Here is a 22,938-nt window from a genome sequence, read left to right as displayed (position 1 = left end):
AGAATCTCTAAGTCGATTGTTAAGATAATCGAATCCTATAACCGTTACTCCACTTACGTGGAGCCTATATCGTGTAGCCATACAGGGGCAGGATAATAATTTCCATTGGAATCATCATCACAACCAGCACGAGAGTGAAGATAAGGTTCTAAACCTTAATCCGTTGAAGGTTAAAACTGAATTTCGTAAGCGCTTTATTTTCTATGTTACTTGCTGTATCATAAAAAATAAATTCTCGATGCCAACATGAATTTTAAATATTTCAACCTGTTCGGAGGTGCCGGATTGGACTCGCCCATCCTTCATTTCATTACCCCGCCCATTCCCTATTTTATTGATTGCGGACGTGCTTGTTACGAAGCCGGTGAATATCACATTAGCCGCAGTGACATCGGTGTCTTTGATCTAATTGTTGTTACACGCGGTTCGCTCGCCATTAGCGAGAACGGGACAGAATGGCTTCTGAACCAGGGAGAAGCACTGATCCTTAAGCCGGATGGACATCATTACGGCAGCGCAGCCTGTAAGGCGGAAACGGAAATGATCTGGATTCATTTTCAAACCTTTGGCAGCTGGAGAGAGTCTCCCAACATGGACGAATGTCTCGCCAATCAAGCCGAACTAATCGAGACACATAAGGTGAGCGCATATCTGAACCACTGTGATGTCTGTTCCATCTTCATTCCCAAACATTTGCACATTGCAATCAAAGATATGGAACTGCTGGAGCATTTCTCTCAGCTTGATCAGGAGCCTCAGTCCCTGCGCAATTGGAAACGACAGGCGACCTTCCAGCAATTTATGCAGCATCTGGATCTTGGGCTGTCTTCACTGTCAGACGTTGCCGCAATCCGGATTGCCGAGAAAGTTGAACTCTATATCCGCCACAATTACCCGCTACCGATCTCCAATCCGATGCTGCAAAAGGAACTTAACTACCATCCAAACTATCTCGCACGCAGCATGCTGAAAGTGTATGGCATGACACCCATGGAATATCTGCTGCATTACAGAATCGAACAGGCCAAAAAGCTGCTGCTGCAAACCGCCTGGTCCGTTGCTCGCATCGCCGAAGAGATCGGCTTTAATCATGTATCCTACTTCTCTTCCTGTTTCTCGAAAAAAGAGGGCATCTCTCCTTCCAACTTCCGCAGCAAGTTTACCAACTCAGATAAATAAACTGACTCAATCAGAACTGATGCCGTGAAAAAAGTGTCAGCTCATCAAAGATCGCGTTATCCTACAGCGCGTATTGTGGGTCTATCGGGCGCTTTCCTTTTGCATACCTTTTTACAGCAGCACGAGTAGACTTCTTCTTATTCGCTTTCGCGAATCCAAACGCTCATTTCTCCTTCATCCCGATTGGCCCAAGTGAAGTAAGGAATGAACCGAAGCTCGGCAGGCTGTATATCCCAGTGAACATCACTGCGATACAGATGTATTCCCCAGTCTTCTTGGGATACGATTCTCTGCCCAATGGTTGTAAGAGCCGGAACCCCCAGAGGCATCTGTTCCCCGCTACCGATATGAAACTCGGCATCCCGGGGCAGCTGAATGCGATGCAATCCGCGGCCATTGTCGACTTCTTCGAGACAGTACATAAACGGTCCCCGCTGGATGGCTACTTTTCCGAAAGTGGTTTTGATGTGATCATGCCCTTTCATCCGCAGCAACTCCATAGGGAAGTGAAGTTTAATCTCATCACCGGCTTTCCACGAACGGGTCACTTTTATGTAACCGTATTCAAAAGTAAAACCATCCTGTTCGCTTTTCTCCCCATTAATCCACAGCTCGGGAATCTTGCACCAGTCCGGCTTTCTCAGAGCTATCGTAAACTGCATTCCCTCTGGGGAATCAGGCCGAACGATCAGCTTCACATCTCCAGTGGAGGTATAGTCAGAGTCCATGGTTAGGGCTGCTCTCCTACCCTCAAGTGTGAATTCCCCTTCCCCTCCGATGTACAATTGTACATACAACGTAGCCTGTTCCACAGCCGGGGTATATACATATTGATCCAATGAGGCAATTAATCGCGCAATGTTCGGCGGACAGCAAGCACAACCAAACCACCCTTGCCGGCGTGTTCGCACGTGGGCATAATTAGGATTTACACGTTGCATCTTCGGATCGACTTCAAGCGGATTCACATAGAAGAAACGTTGACCATCCAGAGACATTCCACTAATCACCGTGTTGTACAGGGCTCGCTCCATAACGTCTGCGTACCGGCTATCCTGCTCCATCTGCAGCATGCGCTTCGCCCAAAAGATCAGGCCAATTGAAGCACAGGTCTCTGCGTAGGCGGTATCTCCAGGCAGATCATAATCGCCTGTAAATGCTTCTTCTTTGGCTGATGAACCAATGCTTCCCGTAATGTACATTCGCTTGCTTACGATGTTGCTCCACAACCGTTCACAGGCTTCTTTCACCGATGTATCCTCCGTTTTCGCAGCTACATCTGCCATAGCCGCGCACATGTAAACCAGTCGAACCGAATGGCCTTCTGCTGTCGACTGCTCCCTAATAGGCAGATGGGACTGCGAGTACGTGTGTCGGTGAACCATATCCAACTCGCCAAAATGTATGGTACGGCCTCTTTGCTCCCATTCCTCTACAAAAAAATGCGGACTCGCTCCCCGCTGATCCAGAAAATAACGGCTCAGTTCCAGATATTTCTCTTCTTTTGTCGTCTCATACAATTTGAAGAGTGCAAGTTCAATCTCCTGATGTCCATCATAACCTGGCAATTGTCCCGGCTCTGTACCAAATACGGTGCCTATATGATCCGCCAGGCGAATAACCACATCCAGCAGCGTGCGCTTACCCGTGGCATGATAGTACGCTACACCAGCCTCAATCATATGTCCTGCGCAATAAAGTTCATGACACTCGGCGAGGTTCGTCCAGCGCGCCCCAGGTTCACGCAGGGTGAAGTACGTGTTCAAATAACCATCGGCTTGCTGTGCCCGAGCTATGGTCTCAATAACAGAATCCACGAGGACTTCAAGTTCCGGGTCGGGTTTCGCGGAGAGCAGGTACGAAGCTGCTTCAATCCATTTCGCAACATCGCTATCCTGAAAAACCATGCCATAATGATCGCCCTCTTCATCCCCTGCAGCAATGCGGAAATTCCGTATGGCCCGGCTTGGTTCAGCTCCTTCGATACGGTCATTGAGCGCTTCCCATTGATAAGGAACAACTACGTTGCGGACCAGTTCAATATAATGCGACCAGAATGGATCATTGATTTTATGGCTATAACCTGATGTCTGTGGATGGTGCGTGACGTCTGGCTTTGTCATGGGAACCTCTCCTTGTTCTTTTTTGATAACCTTATTTTACAAATCATTACATCAGGCTGAAATCATCATTTCCAACTGAAATTTACATAATTACAACCTTGTACATATGCTAACCTTGTAACAAATCAGAAAATTACCTCTTATAGTTCGTCTCGCTGTAAGTGACTCAAAGCCCGTTTTTGTATCTTATCGAGTTGTTTGTCCCATAAGAAATTTGAAAACTGTGCAAAATTTATGCTGCCTGTTAAGATTTAAATTACATCTTTATTCTTTAGATGTACTTCTTAACGGTAATCGGACAATGTTCTTGTCCATTCCGGCAATCGATAGAAGTTCTTGTCCTTGGCATGGACTAAAACTCGTACCGATAACATAAAAAAAGCCGCCGATCCTATTGATCAGCGACTGTTTTTGTTTTTTTGATATGATTTTCCGGGATAACTGGAGCGGCAAGTTTTAAGGCAACTTACCACTAATTGTATTACGGTTCGACGTATTATCTGTTGAACGAAGTCGAAGGCACCCAGTAAGGTTCCTTCGATGTTCTAACTGTCTCTCTTTGGCAAGTTGGATATACGAACTCAAATCCATCAACCAACCTTGTTGGGACACTCGTTCACTGTACAGAACGTGCAAGTGCTGCAACAGAGCCGCGGAAATCGGGTTTGCCGTCAGCCGTCCACAAAAGCTCCGTCACAAATGTATGGCGATTCGGATCGTACAGCGGATCTCCTATAATGTTCTTGTACGTTCTTGCGTGGAACACAAATAGCGTCTCTTCGCCGTCCTCTGACACCGTGAAGGAATTATGACCGGGACCATACATTGAGATACTCTCATCTGTGGAGAAAACCGCTGCTTGAGACTTGCGCCATGAGTTGGCATCGAGCAAATCAGCATCCGCATCGGCTTCAAGTAAGCCCATGCAATAATTGAAATCCGTGGCGCTAGCCGAGTAAGAGAGGAATACCCGATTACCTTTGCGAATAAATGCCGCGCCTTCGTTCACTTTATAACCAATGATTTCCCAGTCATATTCCGGCATCGAAATCATCGTTTGCGGCCCAGTCAACGTCCACGGATTGCTCATTTTAGATATATACAGATTAGAGTTACCTTCAATATTCGGATCCTTTTGTGCCCATACGTAATAACGGCTTCCATTATGCTCAAAGGTAGTGGCATCGAGGGCGAAGCTTTCCCACTCGGTACGAACCTGCCCTCTTTCCGTCCAAATGCCTTCGAGCGGATTGGCATTTTCATTCTCTAGCACGTACATCCGATGGTCGAACAAGCCTTCATTCGTTTCCGTCGTGTGTGCGGCAGCGAAATACACGTACCATTTGTCATCAATAAAATGCAGTTCTGGTGCCCAAATATTAGCACTAAGGATACCAGTCTCGCGCTTTCTCCAGATCACTACAGGAGTTGATGTAACAAGCCCCTCAAGGTTCTGGGCTCTACGGATTTCAATCCGATCATACTCCGGAACGGATGCTACGAAGTAATAATAACCGTCCGAATGTCGGTAAATAAAAGGATCAGCTCTTTGCTCAATCAATGGTTGAATGTCATGTAACGCTCGTTGTTGGATTTCCATCTTATCACCTGTTTCGTCATAATATACACTACCCTTTGACAGCGCCTGCAGTCATACCATCTATGAAATATTTCTGAAAAGCAATGAACAGTATAAAAATTGGAATGATGGAGAAGAACGAGCCTACGATCAATAGATCATAGTTATTGCCATAAGGAGTTAACAACGTTTTCAAACCGATTGGAAGTGTATATTTACTCTGATCTCCGAGGACCATGAATGGCCACAATAGATTATTCCAGCTATTCATACCATTCAGAATGGCCATTGCTGCAAAGGATGGCTTCATAATCGGAATAATTAGTCTAAAATAAATCGCATACTCGTTTGCGCCATCAACCCGCCCAGATTGAATAATTTCTTTGGGTATGCTTCGTAGATATTGCCTGAAGAAAAATATTGTCGCGGCATTGGCTATACCGGGCAGAATGATTGCCGAATAGCTATTCACCATTCCCAAATCATTAATTAGGCTGTACAAGGGAACCAGCAGTATTTCGAAAGGCACCATCATAATGAGCAAAACACATATAAAGAGGAAGTTCTTACCTTTAAAATGATATGCTGCAAAACCATATCCAACAAATGCGCTTACAAAAAGCGTTAAAACCACTTGAACGATTGTTAAAATCATACTGTTCCAAAACCACACAAAATAATCATGTTGTCCAGTAAACAGATAGATGAAATTATCAAAACTCATGATTTCAAAATCCAAATTTAGGTTAAGACCATATCTAACTAATGATTCACCTGGTTTAAAGGAAGATAGGGCCACTGCGTAGAATGGGATCATAATTATAACGAATAGTATAATGAATAAACAAATAATTACTATTCTAGAGATGAAATCACTCCTCGTCTGACTTCTGCCCACTTTAATCCTCCTCCTTTTTGAACATTCCACTAAATTTCAACTGCGTTAAATTGATAACCATAGCAATGACTAACAGAATGATACCAACTGCAGCTGCGTAACCCAGCTTATTCTGCTCAATCCCTTGTCTATACAGGTATCCAACAATGGTTAAGCCAATATTTTTGGGTGAATTGTTACCGTTAAACATCATCAGGCTCTCGGTAAACATGGCTAAACCTGCATAAACACTAATTGTCGTAACATATACCGTGGTCGGCTTCAATAATGGCATTGTGATCGTTCTAAACTTCTGCCAAGCAGATGCCCCGTCAATTGAAGCAGCCTCATAATATTCATTGTCAATGCTTTTCAAACCGGATAGATAGTAAAGCATATTAACACCTGTCCATCTCCAACATGCGAGGATTAATAGTGCTGCCATACTCCAATTTCCGTCTTTCAAAAATTTAATAGGCTCTATACCAAATAGACCCAGGAAACTATTCATTAATGAACCTTCCATTTCACCGAATGTAAGGCGGAAAATGGTACCCGCAACTGCGACAGAAGTCAATGCAGGGAGAAAGAACGAAGATTTAAAAAACTCTCTTCCCTTCATTAACTTACTGTTTATCATAACGGCGAATAACATAGGAAAAGGAATTAACAGCACTAAGGTTCCTAACATGTACACAACGCTATTTTTAATAGATGTCAAAAACACTTTATCAGTAAGTAATTTCGAATAATTCGCTTCACCAATCCATTTAGGATCCTGTCCTAACATTCTATCTTGAAAGCTCATTACGAATGAATTTACAAGTGGAAAAAACCAGAATATCAAAAATATAAGTATAAATGGCAATACAAAAACATAAGGCGCAACTTTTTGAGAGTATACAAATTTCTTTATCATATTCTCAATCTCCCTTGACTAAGGTTAAACCTGCCGACTACTATACCTGCCGACAGGTCTAATCAAATCATTTACTTATTATATTTATTTCAATTCTTGTTCAATTGCTGCTTGTGCTTCATCCAAAGCTTCCTTCACGTCTTGGCCATCTTCAAAGATAGCATTCAAAGTTACCGTATTGAATATATTGCCGATGGTTGGTGAGGCTTTAACGGACTTAATCGCTCTAATTTCGTCCTTGATTTCATTCAAAGTATCAAATGCATTTGTTTTAAAGTATTGGACGTATTCATTATCAGGGTTTTTCGTAACTGCATCATCTTTCCATACTTCCATGTTAATTGGGTCAAATCCAAGTGTATTCCAGATTTCAGTAGTAGCTTCTTTCGAAAGCTTAGCAAAGGCTACAAATTCTTTTGCCAACTGAACGTCTTTACCATTCTTAGTAACAACTGTGCCAGTACCGCCTAAGCCAACGGAACGAGGATTACCTTCTTCAAATACAGGCAATGGAGCTATTGCATACTTACCTTTAAGGTCTTTCATTTCGTTTACAAAGCGGGACATGTACCATTCAGGCATCAATGCACTTGCGTAGTTGCCTTTGTTGTATTCGCCTTTTGCTTCTTCTGTGTCGGGTTGTCCGCCAGGGATCGTGTGAATAACATTGTTCTTCTGCAGATCGACTAACATTTCATACGCTTTAATCATTTCAGGCGAGTTAACTTTTGGATTACCATTTTCATCTGTAAAATCAGCGTTTTGCTGAGCTAGTAGCAGCGATGCTTGCCATGTAGCTGATGTATCAGCAGTACCTAAGTACTTGCCAGTCTTTTCATAAACCTTGATACCTGCTTGTTTGTAATCTTCCCACGTTTTGATTGTCTTGTAGTCAACACCTGCTTGCTCGAGAATTTCAGTATTGTAGAAAGCAAGCGTCGCACCTACGTGATAATCGAATCCATAAACCTGTTCGGCTTTGGAATAAATCTCGACACGTGAAGGAACAACAACGTCTTTGTATGGTGCAAATACATCATTCAAAGATTCCAGTGGAACGTTGTCACCTTCCAAGAATTTAGGAAATTTACCAAGCTCAATATCCGCGATATCAGGAGCACCTTTTCCGCTTGTAACTGCCAATAAGAGCTTGTTGTGCATATCATCGTAAGGCATAACCGTTACATTCAACTTAATCTGTTTGTCTGGGTTCTGTTGGTTCCATAACCCCAGCATTTTATCCAAATGCTTGCCGTGCAAATCTACGAATGTCCAAAATGATAATTCTGTTGCATTCTCACCGGCATTAGCGCCTAATTGCTGCGTTTCCGTTTTTGAACCGGAAGGATTACCACATGCAGTAAAAACAAGTGACATAATAAGGAGTGTAACGATGGAGATTAAAGCACTGCGTTTTTTCATTTGTTCGTCATCCTCTCTTTTTTTGTTATGCATTTGAAAAGTTGGCTGACTAGTTAGTTCTGTTAATTTAAGCGGTTTCAATACACCTTGGCACCACCATCCTTAACATAATTCTAACCTTTCAAAGAAAAGACCCCTTCGCAACAATTTCTTAGATTCCATATTGTAAGCGCTTTACATGCCGTATTATAATATATATGAAATAAGCTTTATATAACCAATTGATTATAAAATCATAAAGTTTATGGGGAGATGCTACTCTTTGAAAAAGCTGGCGCTCTACAAACAAATTCGAGAAAACATTATACAGAAAATTAAATCAGGGCAGCTTCGGCCAACGGATCGCATTCCTTCTGAGCAAGAACTAATGGACGAATTCAGAGTAAGTAAAATTACCGTCAGGAACGCCCTAACCCTACTAGCTGACGAGGGATTAATTATACGCGTACAAGGCAAAGGCTCATTCGTCTCTTCTAGTCTTGTTGTTTCTAGCATCAATTTCTCGCCATCCCCATGCAGCGCGTCCTCCATGCCGCTCATCGGCTTCATCATTCCGACGATGAGAACCCGTGTCATTCAGAAGCTCGTTGACTACACGGAACACTACCTACAAGAAGCCGGCCTCAGCATGGTACTAAGCATCACGCGCGAGTCCTCCTCTATCGAATCAAACGTCATTCGTACACTAACGGAGCTCGGTGTGAAGGGGCTGATCGTTTTTCCAACAGAAGATGAGAAGTACAACGAATCATTACTGCGTCTGTCGCTCGATAAATTCCCGTGTGTGTTCATCGACCGCTATCTGCGCAACATTGAGACGTACACCATTACATCCGACAATTACGGCGGTGCGTATAAAGCTGTGTCCCATTTGCTATCCAAGAGTCATCAGCAGATTGCGCTCATCTCACCTGAAAATGCCAATACAGCCGTCGAGGACCGCACGCTCGGCTTCGAGCAGGCGTACACAGATCAAGGCATCTCGATTGACAAGCGCTTGTGGTGTCACATTCCTCTCGACATTCTACGCAGCGAGCAAGCATTGGACTATGTAAGCAACTTCTTGCAGAACCACAGTGGAATTTCGGCAGCCTTCTCCTTGACTGAAGAAACAGCACGCCTTACATCCGCCGCGATCAGTCTTCTGAACGAACACTCAAATATCGATTTACTATCTTTCGATAATCCACATCTTTCAGGCGTAGCTTATGTGCAGCAGGATGAACAGGAAATGGCACGAACAGCCGTCAAGCTGTTATGTGAACAGATGGAAGATATTTATTCTCCTAAGAACGCCGTCATCCCCGTGCAACTCATCTTCCCTTGACACGACAAAGGTTGTAGCCAGGCGATAGATAGATAAACTGGGCATATTGTTTGGTTTTACCGACGATGTTGTTCATGATTGTCTGCCTAGAAAAGTTAGTTCATGATACAAAAAAACTTACTCAAGCAAAATATTCAATTCATTTAACTTTTATCTCGCTACAGGATTCCATCATAATACTATTTAGATAATTACCTAATCCGAAATGACACAATGTTTTTGTCCTCAGCTTGGGACAAGACTTGGTTCCTAAAAACAAAAAAAGCCGCTATAATAGCGACTTCATTAGGAACATGTTCTTGTCCCTCCGACAACAGTAAAACAAAAAAAACGTCGATCTCTTCAGATTAACGGCATCAAAAATTCAATCTTCTCAAATATGCCTCGACTGTTTTTTGGAGCATGAAATGCTTCTCACTTGGAGCACTCTGACTAGCATCGCAACTTTTGGTGGGGTATACGATATCATCGATTTTATATCTTGTTTAGCAGGTTCATGTTGATTAGGGCAAGTGCATTTATAAGAAAACTGCTCTTTATTTTGAAAACGGTAATACTCAATGGTGCTAATTGAGATGATGTCATCAAAGTTACACGCTGGCCACGGAGATTATCAAGCAGCCGCTCCCGCTTTAACGGATAACCCTATCAGCAAAGTGTCGCTTGTTGAAACTATTCCAGCCTAAAAACAATCTTAGCCCCCGTCTCCTTGTCACTTAATGGCTTACTATATTCTATAACGTTAATTCAAGTCCTAGAGTTTTATCTGGTAATGGCGGAGATACTACATAATTGTATGAAGCATGACCTGAGTGGCTGCCACCATGAATCATGCGGCAATCATATTGTTCTCCAATTTGTAATTCAAAATGGTTGTAAGGCTTAGAGATGGAGGATACCTCTGACAAATTCATATCCCAATCGATACTAAAAGTTACGTTCAAAAAGTTCAGCCCATTTAGAGATATATTCAAATGGCGGGAAACCAGAATTATTGTTTGAAAGCTGCTTCCGAAGTTTTAACATCTCACAAATTTGTTCTTCAATTTTAGAAATACGTTCGTCTTAGTGCTCTGTGGGGCATTCAAACGGCATTCGTTTCAACTCTGATCTCCCCTTACCTTGATCCAAAATCACATTCAACTTCTTCCCTTTGTCTTTGCTAAAGTGCTTTTTATCTATTTCAAATGAGATTACAGTTGCAGTGGAAATACCTCCTAGCGTTGAAGCTGGTCTCTTGATCATAATCCTTCCTGTAGTCTGTTAATCGCTCAAAAAAGACTCGCTGCCTCACTTAGATATTTATCTAATCGGAAATGGGAACATGTTTTTGTCTATTACGACAATCCTTTGCTCGGGACAAGAACTTGTACCGATAAAGTAAAAAAGCCGCTAAAATAGCGACTTCAACTGGACTATGTTTTTGTCCTTCGACATGTATACTGCTTAAAATATATTTCCAAGCTTTATGTAAGTAAGATGACTTTTCATAACTGAAAAAAAATCTTTAATTGCCATATCTCTTATCTTGGGAGGTACATTGAGAAATTCACGCAGTAACAGTTTTGGGGGCAAGAACTTGTACCGTTAAAGGACAGGACTTGTACCGATTACCGTTTACTTTCTCCTTTTCATTCATAATTTACAGTTGAACCAACCTACCCGTTAGTTGAACAAAAGCAGCCGATCACGTTGGTCAGCTGCTTCCTTGGTTATATTGAACTAACGTTTCCCGTTAGAATTCCTGTAATACGAATATTTGGAGTTTGAATAAAAAAGAGCGCCTCGTTAAGATGGGGTTACGCACGAGGTCATTGCCTCAAAAAGCCCATCTGGAGGTCGCTCTATCATGAAGTTTAAAGCACAAGACAAACAAAATCAACTCATTGAAAACATTACCGTTCATCATTTAGTGGTCGGCGTAGATATCGCTCAAGAGACCCATGTAGCCAGGGCCGTCAGCTTTCGTGGGATTGCTCTAGGGAATCCGCTCCAATTTGGGAATCATCGTGAAGGCTTTGAGCTTTTCAAACGTTGGATTGAGGACTTACTTAAAACCCACCAACTGAACAAAATCTTGGTTGGCATGGAACCCACCGGTCACTACTGGTTCAGCCTAGCACGCTGGCTCTCCGATCAAGGTTTAGAAGCTGTTCTAGTTAATCCTCATCTTGTCAAAAAGAACAAGGAAAACCGAGATAATACTCCCTCTAAAAGCGATCACAAAGATGCGCTTGTTATTGCGGACATGATTAAAAATGGGTACTACTCCCCTGTTCGTTTTCATTCCGAGACTTACGAAGAACTACGTATTCTAATGGCTAACCGAGGAACAGTTACCAAGCGCCTCAACAGTACCGTCAACCAGATTCATCGCTGGGTAGACATTGTCTTTCCTGAGTTGCGGCAGGTTTTTAAGATCCTTACCTGCACCAGTACAATCGCCACACTCAGACTCTTCCCGTTACCGAGTGAGATTGGTCAATTAACTACGGATCAAGTTCTTGCTGGTTGGAAGCAATATGTGAAGCGCCATGCTGGAGTGAAGCGCGCTGAGCTGCTTATTTCACTTGCAAAATCCAGTGTGGGCACGACTCAAGCACTCCGTTCTTACAAGCTTCATCTTGGTCAGCTGCTTGAAGAATATGACTTGGCTCAGCGACAACTTGAGCAGATTGAGCATGAGCTCCATACTATTCTCGAACCTATTCCTTACGCAAAAACCCTGCTTGAAATACAAGGCATCCACGTAACAAATCTAGCGGGTATACTCGGTGAGGCTGGAGATCTAAGCGGTTATTCACATGGTAATGCGCTATTACGTCACGCCGGCTTGAATCTAGCTGAGGCTAGTTCCGGGAAATGGCGAGGAAAGATGGTGCTGAGCAAACGGGGCCGACCTCGCTTACGTCATTTTCTGTATCTCATGACGATGAGCATGGTGATGACCAACCCGGAAGTTCGGGCTTTACACCACTACAATGTTGAGGAAAAGAAACTAAAGAAGATGAAATCCATTATGAAATTGTGCGGTAAAGTAGCGCGTATGCTTGTCGCTCTGGCTAAAAGCAGCGAAACTTACGATTCGACCAAAGTTTTTCCACTAGCAGCATAAAACCAGTCGATCCTCACCAGCTCATGCATTCGCAGGATGATAAGAAGCACGGAGTATCGGGAGTCGTTACGCAAAAGGGCTCGGACCCGTTCCGTTAGAAAGACCGACCTCCACCCCTTAGTTAGATGTGACGAAGGAATGATAGGGCTTTGACCCGTTGAGACATGGGAGCGAAAATCGCTAGGGCGAAGTGGAGACGTGCAATATATGGAACAATATGGGTGATGGATGCCTCACCTTTGTTTGCGCATGCCCTTTTCTATGAACCCCAACCAAAAGTTCCTCCATAACTTCATCTCTCACACTCACCACAGGGTGAAATCCTGCGAATTCATGAGTCTGAGTGAGGAAACTGAATCATTTCGAGGGAGCTTAAAAAACGTGTGGTGTATTCAACTGTAATCTTCAATCAAAGAAATTTTTCCTTCCTTAATCTCAAATGTTGTCTTTCCTTTTAATTGCAGCTTATCCCCACTCTTTAATCCATTAGGAAAATCCACGGCAAGAATACCTTCATAATCGATTCCTACCTCTACTTTTTCATTTATAACACAGTAATTGGTAATAGTCTGGAGACGGCTGGAGAACATCGTTGACGACTGTTCTGCCAACTCCCTAAATGCTGTTATTCCTCTGGTATCCGTTGTAGTTTCTCCATTGGAAATATTCCTGAATATTATGTCATTATGTAAAAGTCCGACCATTCTTTCAATTTCAAATGAATTGTATGCTTCAAGATAATTTTCAATTATGTCCCTTATTTCTTTACCAACCATAACCATACTCCTCTCCTTTACAAAAAAAGATGGTACCCTTGTTTACCTAGGCAACTTATTCTCAATGTAATATTACCATATATTGCAACTAACCTGCCCTTTAGTATGCTGGGCAGGAACGCTTTATAGCAGTACAAAAAGGCACCCCAAGAATTTCATTGGTTAAACCATGGGTTTATTCAATGTCTGTTCTAAAGGGTGCACTTCAATATGAGTCCGGGCTTTTGCCTATCGGTTTATTTTATTTTTCGATGACCCGGGCAACTGCAAACGGTTCGTTCAGCGCTTGCAGAGCTACGGCCATATCTTCTGCCAAAAGTCTGCCACCGGCCGATATAGAATATTGGAATTCATAGAAGCCGCCCAAGGTGGCTTTAAAATTCGTTTCCCAGTAATTCGTCATCAGCCAGGAATAGGCTTCCGGTTGAGCATCGGGCGCTTGCTGGGTGTGTACCTTTCGGAGTCCGTAATCCAGCGTCCCCCATTGCACAAGCGGCGTGTCCGGGACAGCAAGCAGTAGGCTGCGGTCGTTATCCTGCCAGGCAATGCCCGACTGCACAGAGGAATAATCCAGGCAGGTTCCCGGAATCTGATCTTTCCACGGGCGAACCAACCCTCCCGGCTTGTCAGCAAACAGGGTAACCGGCCCCGTGCCTCCCGAGGTGAAAGGTAAAGCCAGATATACGTTTTCTGGATTCCAAACGCTCTCTTTATGCAAACGTACCGAAATATCCAACCGGTTTTGCCGAGCATAGACCCGCAGGAACAATGAGAAATAGGCGATGCCCTTTAGCTGATAGCCTAGCTCAACCGTAGCGAATAGCGGTCCATTATCCACTGCGCGGACAGAGACGAGCTGACCAACCGAACGATCCACGTTCAGGCCTTTACGGTTGCGCCCCATTCTTGAACGGATGCTCCACACCTGGGAAGCATCCGCCGGATTCGCCGGATTCGTCACCTCATAGATGGGTGTGAAAGCACCATACGAATCATCCGGCTTGAGCAGTTCACGGCCAGTCTCCTTATCGATCCACGAGAAAACACCTCGATCTTCCGACCATGTCAAGTGTATAAAAGGCGACTCCAGCCCGTTTTGAAAAACGGTGATTGGCGCTTGCAGGCTACTCTGCGTCAACGAATACATATCCTCCATATCGTACACCTGATCGGCACCGATCAGCTTGGAGTTGGAGGTTGACGTTAAGCAAGATTGATCCTGCTGCGCTACCAGAAGCGGGCGCAGAATCAGTATGCAATTCTCCATACTTTGAAGCTTAAGTTCCACTATACTCGTCTGCGGGTGAGTTGACTGCTGGATCAGTACTTCTCCCGTGTCCTCCCGGATCACCTCTACTCCGTTCAACAGTTCATCCGGCTCCCATCCTTCGAGATTCAACTGAACCAACTCGGTTACCTCCCGCTCCGACAGGTTCGTGACTTTGAAGCGGTAAGGCCGCCCTGGGTACAAGGTGGCAGCATTATCGGCCAGCAGCGCCTGATCCAGCGCTCGGTAAGCAAGCCTGCTTGCCTCTGCGGCGTGTGCCGCCTTGCGAACCTCAAGCAGCTGCACATTTTTGTGCCAAGGTTCATACACAGAGGAATGATAACCCCAGGTGTGCTCGGCATAGAGGGCAAGCGACTGCTCCACAGCCTCAATGTCCTGGAGACTGACGCTTTTTTGTTCAGGATCGAGCTTTTCCACCTTACGGAGCGTACGCTGCGCGTCCCGATAAATCTGGGTATGCATCGGCGTGGAGCTAACGCCGTCCGTCCACCAGTCGGGCCAATCTCCTTTATAAACAGGCAGTCCGTCTGTCCCTTCCTCCTTCAGCCGGGCAAAAAAACCGCTCAAGGTGATCATCTCCACGGAGACCACCTCCCCGCTTCGTCGATTCCACGCCTCGATCCATTCTATGATTGCGCTGTTGGGAGATCCGTTATCCGTAGGCAGCCCGGACAGCATCACCGGTACGAAATCATACGGATACCGCTCCGCCTCAAGCTGAGCCAAGTAGCGGTGGATGCGAGTATTGGCGATTGGATCGTGAATGTGTGCCGGCTCCATCCGTCTGTGGCCAAATTCATCACGAATCATGTATTTGCCAAGCGCACCGGGGCATAAGCCAAGTTCGTTGCCAAGCATGTAGTGATCTCCATTCCAGACCAGCAGGCGTTCCCCGCTTGGGGCCTCCCACCAGAAGGGAGACTGCTTGCGTCCCAGCGCATACATACCGTGATGGGTATGTATACAGCTGAATAAATGCCGGATCCCATTATCCAGCAGGCTGTCGGCATATCCCCAACTGTAGCCGTTGATATCCGCCGTCATCGCGCTGTCTATTTGGTAACCGATAGAGTCGGCATAACGCTGTGCCTTGCCGTGTATTTTGTTCAACAACGGCATGTCGGGCAGTTCGGTCATATTCAGATAAGTACCGGATAACTCAATATCACCGCGCCGCACGGCGTCGGCAAATGCAGCTTTCTCCTCATCCCCGGCTTGCTTCAAAAATTGTTCCACAGCCCAGAATGTCTCACAGGTCCAGCGGAATCCTTTCCATTCGGGTTTTATTCCATTATGGGCCTCATTAACAATATGCAGCGCCTGACGGATAAAATCGACATGATATTGCTCAATCTTTTCCTGTCGATCAGTATAACCAAGGTCGGTATGGGAATGGTGAATGACGTATATTTTCCATTTCCGATCAAGCGTAGGGAGAACTGCCTGTTTGATTTGTCGTTCGAGCGTCATATTTATTTTTCTCCTTCATTCGTGGAATAGGTACCGCTTACAAGTTGGGAAATCCCATGAAACACATGCTCCTGCATTTGTTTCTCATAATGCAAAGGAACCTTCTCGGGCAACAGTGCTTCTGAAAGTGCGCGACCAAACAATTCATGGGTGCCGGCAATTTGTCCGCCCAGGATCAGACGTGCGGGGTGAAACGCTGCCACGTACGGACGCAGCATTTCCCCGAGCAGCTGTCCGTAAAGCTGCCATACACGGATGGCGGAGGAGACTCCCTGTCTGGCCTCCATGGCCAGACGGTACACGTCTTCTCCGTCCCTTCTGGCACCAAGGCGGTCCGCCAAGGCCAGAATCCCTCGAGCTCCAAACAGATCATCGGCGGTTTCTCCCTTGAATCGCTCAGCATATAACATGCCTGAGTCGGGAATGCCCCATTTTCCACTGACAATTGACCTGCTCTCAATAAAAGCCGAGCCGAGGCCCGTTCCTAGCGTAAGGCACAGCAACCTCTCTTGAGGAAAAAGCCTGCTGATTCCCAGGGCGAACAAGGCAGCATCATTGCCAAACCGAATATCTGCGGCAGCCAGCCGGGAAATCCATGCGGGAGAGGTGCTTTCCGTCGCAAGCTTCATTAATTTATGCCGCAGCAGCGTTTTTAAATTCAGATCGTAGAGTTGCTCGTATTTATTCAATCCCCGGATATGGGAAATGCCTGTTTCGTATTCAAAGGGACCGGGGATAGCAAAGCCGATATGAAAGTTGAGAAAGCTGGCCGCTTCCGCGGTCTCTTTATCGGAATCACCCCGCTCCATGTAGGCGACGTAGGCAGCGGCAAGTTCCTGAATCACGGCTGCCAGATTAGCGGTGATTTCGTAGGGGCTGCCATCGGAGTGCGACGGCCTTGTGACATAGAGCTCGGGCAATAGATGCCCCCCTCTTAGAACGCCAGCCTTCAAAAAAGTTCCCCCAGCATCAATAGCGATGGTGACGTCGTTATTCATCCGCGTTCACCGGATTCCAGTGATGAGGAAGCAGGGGGATGTTCCAACCTGGTGAAACCCGTGCCCGAATCAGGGTGCACGGCAGGTCGCCCAGAGACTCAAGGTGAAAACCGCCGACTGAAGCGGGAACGATATACGCTTCTGCGTACCCCCACTCCACGGCCGCTGCCTCGTTATCAAGCGGAGTAAGCCGCACACGGTTGCCTTCTACGAGGTTAAACATGAGAAACTCTCCACCCGTATCGTCGATCCACTCTCCGTCCAGCTTCAATCTTTTCACCTGAAAAAGCAGATCCTCCCGCTCACCCAGCAGCTCTTCGCTGCTGGCTCCCTGGATTCGGCATTCCTTTGGGACGGCTACCAAATGTTTATGAACATAATGGGTGTCAAATTGCTCCAGTATGTTCGGTCTGGCATGATCGCTGTTAACCGGCCGCGGCCGCCCGTCTCGATCGAGCCGCAAATGGTCATAAATTTTGAAGGTAAACCACCAGGTTGTCGAAGAGATCTCCAGTACCAGATTATTTTTACTCAAAAAATGAACAGCTCCCGGCGGGATCAGGAACAGATCACCCTTATTCGCATCCAAGATGTTCACATATTCATCGACCTTCAGCGGTTCTCCTGAGGCATGTGCGGATTCAACCGCCTGAATAAGTTCCTCCCCGGTTGTTCCTTCGGTGAAGCCCAGCGCCACAAAAGGTTGGGGGCCTTCCTTTTGCTCCATAATGTAATAGGATTCCTGCTGCGTCATCGTTTCATTGAAGGTCTGCTCGATGTAAGTCTGCTCTGGGTGAACCTGCAAAGACAGATGATCCCCGTCTATCGTATCGAGATAATCAAACCGGATTGGAAAATAGTCGCCAAACAGTCGAACATTGCGCTCTCCCAAAATTGCTACCGGATGAGCGGATAGCAGAAGCGGAAAGGGAAGCTCCAATATAAAATCCCGATATCCAATTAAAAGGGTATTTTCCGGCGCGACAGGTTCAAAACCCCAAGCGCAGTTATCCCATTCCCGGGGCAGGCCGCATAACTCTTTCAAATATTGTCCGCCCCAAATTCCCGGCGCAAAAAACGGCTTTACTCGAAAAGGCTGTCTGGCTGCAGAAGCCAAAAGTCGTTGAAGCATGGAGACGGTGACCAAAACTGGCTGTTCCCGATTGTTCATATCCATATAGTAGTCAAAATTGTATAAGCGGCGTTTCCGATATGTCTCCCAGACGGGCCATTCCAAAAACAAGGCCTGTTTGTAGGTTTCGATCATATCCTCGCATGGCCCCAATCCCAGGGAACCCATCCCCTGCCGGTGCAGGTTCTGTTGAGTCTCTCTGGATAAGTCGCAAAAAAGAGAAACGTTAGCCGACTCCGCTGCTGTTGATAGGAAGCCGGCACCGGGCCCGAAGGTCACAACGATGGGGGCCGACTGATCTCTATTTGGCAGGTGGGGCTCTGCATTATCGGCGTAACCATAAAGCTGCAGCTGATACTCCATATCGCTGAGCCAAGCCGCCTGTGCGTTTGGCCTGAAATAATCCTCAACGGTTACGTCCGATGCCACAACGCCAAAAGCACGATTATCGGTCAGATAAGGGTGAAACTGCTTCAGCAGATCTGCTGAAGGCTTCAAATAATCAGTGCTGTCTATTTCAATTAAAACCCTGTTCTCCCGGCGGCAGCGCGACCGGAGCCTTTCCATACATTCGCTGAACGGGGCACCGTGTGTACCGTCAATGATCATATAAACGGGACGCAAACCGCTCCGGGCACCGTCGGACCAAATTTGCTCAAGCCATTCTTCATACCCATTCCAGATCCCGGACTTGGTCTCGTGATCTGGCCGAAGACGGATGAAATTGACGGGGTCGGCGTTAAAGGTCAAGGGGGTTATTCGTGGCATGCCTGCACCTCCAGCTCTCTATCGATTTATGTCATTATTGTATAGGGAGTTGGAGGGGCTGTCTTTGAACGATCAAGCTCTGTTTTTGTACAATCAGGACATCTTAGGAGGGTAGTGCAATTGGCCGGAACGGCCTTCGGCAAACTGAATGCGGCGGAATTTGGCCGGGGAAACGCCAAGCTCGCGTGTGAAAATCCGGGTAAAATAGTGCACGGACTGGAACCCGCACTGGATGGCAATATCTTTGATTGGAGTCTGTTCATTTAACAGGATCCAGGCGGCATGTTGCACACGCCGTTCCTGGATATAGTGAACGAAGGATTGCCCCAGGTTTTCCTGAAACAGCCGGGTTAGGTGGCGGGACGAAATGTGAAGATGCTTTGACACCGTCACAAGCGTAAGCTCATTGTTCATATTATCATCTATATACCGTTTAGCCTGGCGGAATAATGTATTGGTTTCCGCTGGTTGTTCCGCTGTGTCGGCCGAATCTGCTCGTGCAGGAGCGTGCAAATCCGCTATGGATAACAGCAGAGAAGCCGAGATTTGCTTCACAGCAAGAGAAAGCGTTGCCCCCGGCAAGTCAAAAGAAGCAATAAGAGCCTGCCATAAATGGCCGGTCGGCGTAATGTCTGCTTGCGGGACTACGTTCTGTCCAAGCTCGGCAAGACGTCGGAAGGATTCGGCATAATAAGCATCTGTGGGGGCTTCATCCAGCTCAAAAGCAACGTAACAAAGCGTCAGACCTGTCTGGCTGCGGATTTGATGCCATTCGCCTGGAAGAGATAGAAACGCTGTACCTTTATTTAAAGCATACTGCCGATTTTGTTCAAAGTAGCTTCCTTCCCCGTCTACCACATAACAGGCCTCGAAGAAGGAATGACGGTGAAGGGCATTGTCGAAATGGTCGGGCATGAATCCCCAATATAAAATGGACACTGAAAGCCCCGCCTGTTCCACTTTCGTAATATAACGGTTGCATATGTGATTGGCCCGGCGAAAACTCGATTCGATAGTCATAGCCCTCTTCCCCCTTCAAGCTCTCATTATACGTTTGCACAGCAAAAAGGCAAACCAGAAGTCAGTCTGCCTTTTTGTATATTTTCTCCACTAAGAAAAAGATAAAATTCGGTGCCGGAGAACCACTACAGCGTAATACGGCACCATTCCGGGATTCCCAGAAACGATGCTTGAATTTCGTACCACTTGATCTCATTCAATTAAAGCTTCAGTGGAAAGCTGGAGCCATCACTGTGGTAAACGACTGTTTCCTTTAAGTATTATTCAAATCACTTCAATGCTATGCTTTCGGAAACTGAAAACAAAATGAGAACTATGAGGCCCTCTGTCTAAACCCACTTGAGATTGTAATCATTAGCATTTTAAATAGTTCTATGAATCACTCTTGGTCTTTTCAGCCTCAAAAATGGTCTCGATCAGCACAAGTACTCTATGGACTTCATTATGCTTAATAGCACACAAGGCCAATCACTTACATCTAACGACAGAAGATTTAACCTGATCATGCAGACAGATGGCAATCTAGTGCTTTATAAACAAGGGAAGTCGCTATGGTCTACAAAAACGAGTAGTTAACAATGGACTAACTCCCGCTACCAAGTTAATGTACCAGCAGACCTAAGTGGCGATACATTGGTTTTTCAGGACGATGGAAATGTGGTGTTTTACTCCACAGGAGAAGATCCTGTTTGGGCTACCAATTAGGCGGACATAGATATCAATAAACATAAGAGCCGCGTTGCGGCGCTCTTTATTTGGATCAGAGAAGACCCTTATTTTTTTATTATTTACTATTATTTGGACGCACGGAATAAAAAGCAGATGGACTCAATAGTCAGCTGCTTTCTTGGTTATATTGAATTGTCGTTTCCCGTTAGTTTAATCCCAGTTCTTTTTTGATTTCGGCCAATTCTCCTGATAACTTATCGAAAAGAATTTTGTTCTTTATATCCGCCTATCTCTGGAAAAAGTCCTTTATAATGTTGCCTATTGAGGTTTTAAATACATCACTTATTATTAAAAATGCATCTCATCGACAATCGGACTATGTTCTTGTTCGTCGATCTATTTGGAAAGACGTTACTTAATACATCAAAGACTCAGTAAGATCGAGATATCTGTTCCCTAATTCGTCCAAAGTTCCTTAACCTGCTCTGCCAGATTATTAAGTGTTTTTCCATCTGTTTGTTTCGTAAAACTCTTCATCTCTTCACTTTCCCCTTGATAAGCAGATAAAACATAATTCTCATCAACAACATAATAGGTGGCATACCTCGTAAAAGAATAACTTCCTTGCTGTTCAGGTGCGGTTCCCTTTTTCACAGAAGCAACGATCTTCATGCCGGGTTTCAAATCTGGTTCGATTCCAATGAAATCAGCATTATAAAATAAGTTCGTGGTATCCTCCACATCTGCTCCCACGATCACTTCCTCCACTTTGACTTCATACGAAACAAATGTTGGCTTATAAGGCTCTATACCTCGGGCTTTGTCTTTCTCCGCAGCATCACCTTCTGGAGTCCCTGGTTCAGCAGTTAAGGTAGATTTAAAATTAGGATTTTGCTTAATAACTTCAGCAATAATTACTGAATCTGACAATTCGAGAATTTGATCGAAAGGAACGTCTACGGTTTGTGCTAGACTAGGATTTCCTTGAGAAAGTGGGTATTGTTTGCGAAATTCTGCTATTCTTTCATCAGAAAGACTTGAGGCGATTTGTTTATCACTAGAGCAACCCAAAACGACTAACACTAAGCTGAACAATAGTATTGTTAATGGGATTTTCTTCAACGTTTTCTCATCCATTTCAGTATTTATTTTTAATTTCATTCGACAGATTGTAATATGAAGTGCGACACCCGCTGGAAATAAATAAAAAATGGCCCATGGCCGGATTCGTGTAGAATGAAGTCACCACAACAACCATTCACACAAGGAGAATCCACCATGAGCTACAGACATCTTAGCATAATCGAGCGCAGCAAGCTAGAAATCCTCCATCGGCAAGGTCAAAGTTCAAGAGGCATCGCAAAAGAATTAGGAAGACATCCTTCGACGATTTGTCGTGAATTGAATCGTGCTACTTCATCGCAAGCCTATCAGGCAGAACAGGCTCAGAGCGCGTATGAGGAGCGTCGTAAGGCTTCTGTCTCACCTGGTAAATGGTCCGAAGTCTTAGCTATTTCCTTGGAGGAAAAACTGCAGGCAACGTGGTCTCCGGAACAGATCACAGAACGTTTCCGCATCCAAGGTCTGCCGTCGGTCTCCTTTAAAACCATCTATCGTTGGCTCTATGCCGGACGTCTAGTTCGAGGCGTGTTACAGGTCCTTCGACACAAAGGGAAGCGTCAGAAACCCACAGAAACTCGCGGTAAATTCGCTATCGGCAGATCCATTTCGGATCGCCCCAATGAGGTTCGTTCCCGAGAAACGTTTGGGCACTGGGAACTGGATACCGTCGTATCAGGTCGTGGGAAAAGTAAAGGATGCGTAGCCACGCTCATTGAACGCAAAACCCGGCTGTATACCGCCATTCTCATGCCGGATCGTACCGCTTTGTCCATGGAAATTGCGCTTGGTGTAGCCATCTCCCAGTACCCTAAAGGCACCTTCCTTACAGCCACGGCTGACAGAGGCAAGGAATTTGCTTGCTATGCAAACCTGGAAGACACACATGGCTTTCACGTCTATTTTGCTGACCCGTATTCTTCCTGGCAACGCGGTTCCAACGAAAATGGGAATGGACTACTGCGGGAGTTTCATCCCAAGGGCACCGACTTCGCTCAAGTAGAGGATGAAGATCTCGGCCACTCACTGGATCTGATTAACCACAGACCCCGAAAATGCTTGGGCTGGAGAACCGCTCACGAATCTTTCACAGAGGAACTGTCGCACTTGGTTTGACAATCTGTCATTCATTAAACTATCCTGCCCGTTAGCTGAAT

Annotated in this window: 15 protein-coding genes; 4 read left to right on the top strand and 11 right to left on the bottom strand. The window is 45.4% G+C overall.

Annotated elements, in window-relative coordinates:
- Positions 1-285: 285 nt before the first annotated feature.
- A complete protein-coding gene (locus tag ACE04G_RS18150) occupies positions 286-1,179 on the top strand; it encodes a helix-turn-helix transcriptional regulator (protein ID WP_486094565.1) in 894 nt (297 codons plus the stop codon).
- A gap of 137 nt (positions 1,180-1,316) precedes the next feature.
- Here the strand turns inward: ACE04G_RS18150 and ACE04G_RS18145 are convergent, their stop codons facing one another.
- The 5 genes from ACE04G_RS18145 to ACE04G_RS18125 all read right to left on the bottom strand — a co-directional run bounded on the left by ACE04G_RS18145 (position 1,317) and on the right by ACE04G_RS18125 (position 8,099).
- On the bottom strand, positions 1,317-3,302 hold the full coding sequence (locus ACE04G_RS18145; protein WP_449004660.1) for a glycoside hydrolase family 127 protein: 1,986 nt from the start codon (positions 3,300-3,302) through the stop codon (positions 1,317-1,319).
- 616 nt (positions 3,303-3,918) lie between these two features.
- Positions 3,919-4,902 carry a glycoside hydrolase family 43 protein gene (locus ACE04G_RS18140; protein ID WP_237175072.1) on the bottom strand — a complete coding sequence of 328 codons (984 nt, stop codon included), beginning with the start codon at positions 4,900-4,902 and terminating at the stop codon, positions 3,919-3,921.
- Between the two features lie 28 nt (positions 4,903-4,930).
- Positions 4,931-5,749 (bottom strand): carbohydrate ABC transporter permease, encoded by an 819-nt coding sequence (locus tag ACE04G_RS18135; RefSeq protein ID WP_449004736.1) that lies wholly within the window; start codon positions 5,747-5,749, stop codon positions 4,931-4,933.
- A 31-nt stretch (positions 5,750-5,780) separates the two neighbouring features.
- Entirely contained in the window at positions 5,781-6,677 is an 897-nt protein-coding gene (locus ACE04G_RS18130) for a carbohydrate ABC transporter permease (protein ID WP_221821455.1), read from the bottom strand.
- A gap of 84 nt (positions 6,678-6,761) precedes the next feature.
- A complete protein-coding gene (locus ACE04G_RS18125) occupies positions 6,762-8,099 on the bottom strand; it encodes an ABC transporter substrate-binding protein (RefSeq protein WP_237175749.1) in 1,338 nt (445 codons plus the stop codon).
- A gap of 262 nt (positions 8,100-8,361) precedes the next feature.
- Between ACE04G_RS18125 and ACE04G_RS18120 the strand changes: the two genes are divergently transcribed.
- Complete coding sequence (locus tag ACE04G_RS18120) at positions 8,362-9,426, top strand: GntR family transcriptional regulator (RefSeq protein WP_339176867.1); 1,065 nt, start codon at positions 8,362-8,364, stop codon at positions 9,424-9,426.
- Positions 9,427-11,275: 1,849 nt separating this feature from the next.
- Positions 11,276-12,541 (top strand): IS110 family RNA-guided transposase, encoded by a 1,266-nt coding sequence (locus tag ACE04G_RS18115; protein WP_449004662.1) that lies wholly within the window; start codon positions 11,276-11,278, stop codon positions 12,539-12,541.
- Positions 12,542-12,933: 392 nt separating this feature from the next.
- Here ACE04G_RS18115 and ACE04G_RS18110 read toward each other — a convergent pair whose 3' ends face one another.
- The 6 genes from ACE04G_RS18110 to ACE04G_RS18085 all read right to left on the bottom strand — a co-directional run bounded on the left by ACE04G_RS18110 (position 12,934) and on the right by ACE04G_RS18085 (position 21,784).
- Positions 12,934-13,317 (bottom strand): nuclear transport factor 2 family protein, encoded by a 384-nt coding sequence (locus tag ACE04G_RS18110; RefSeq protein ID WP_449004663.1) that lies wholly within the window; start codon positions 13,315-13,317, stop codon positions 12,934-12,936.
- Positions 13,318-13,558: 241 nt separating this feature from the next.
- Positions 13,559-16,075 carry a glycoside hydrolase family 38 N-terminal domain-containing protein gene (locus tag ACE04G_RS18105; protein WP_486094564.1) on the bottom strand — a complete coding sequence of 839 codons (2,517 nt, stop codon included), beginning with the start codon at positions 16,073-16,075 and terminating at the stop codon, positions 13,559-13,561.
- Positions 16,076-16,077: 2 nt separating this feature from the next.
- The gene (locus ACE04G_RS18100) at positions 16,078-17,073 is read right to left on the bottom strand and encodes an ROK family protein (RefSeq protein ID WP_449004665.1); all 996 of its coding nucleotides are present in this window, start codon (positions 17,071-17,073) and stop codon (positions 16,078-16,080) included.
- A complete protein-coding gene (locus ACE04G_RS18095) occupies positions 17,066-18,973 on the bottom strand; it encodes a class I mannose-6-phosphate isomerase (protein WP_449004666.1) in 1,908 nt (635 codons plus the stop codon). The genes ACE04G_RS18100 and ACE04G_RS18095 overlap by 8 nt, the downstream gene beginning before the upstream one ends.
- A gap of 93 nt (positions 18,974-19,066) precedes the next feature.
- The gene (locus ACE04G_RS18090; RefSeq protein WP_449004667.1) at positions 19,067-19,993 is read right to left on the bottom strand and encodes an AraC family transcriptional regulator; all 927 of its coding nucleotides are present in this window, start codon (positions 19,991-19,993) and stop codon (positions 19,067-19,069) included.
- 1,125 nt (positions 19,994-21,118) lie between these two features.
- The gene (locus ACE04G_RS18085) at positions 21,119-21,784 is read right to left on the bottom strand and encodes a hypothetical protein (RefSeq protein ID WP_486094563.1); all 666 of its coding nucleotides are present in this window, start codon (positions 21,782-21,784) and stop codon (positions 21,119-21,121) included.
- A 156-nt stretch (positions 21,785-21,940) separates the two neighbouring features.
- On the opposite strand from ACE04G_RS18085, the gene ACE04G_RS18080 reads away from it, so the two are divergent.
- On the top strand, positions 21,941-22,897 hold the full coding sequence (locus ACE04G_RS18080; RefSeq protein ID WP_076210700.1) for an IS30 family transposase: 957 nt from the start codon (positions 21,941-21,943) through the stop codon (positions 22,895-22,897).
- The last annotated feature ends 41 nt before the right edge of the window (positions 22,898-22,938 follow it).

This window comes from Paenibacillus sp. AGC31, assembly GCF_057334655.1.
Note: the sequence above shows the minus strand (reverse complement) of the source record. Positions and strands in the feature narration are given on the sequence as shown.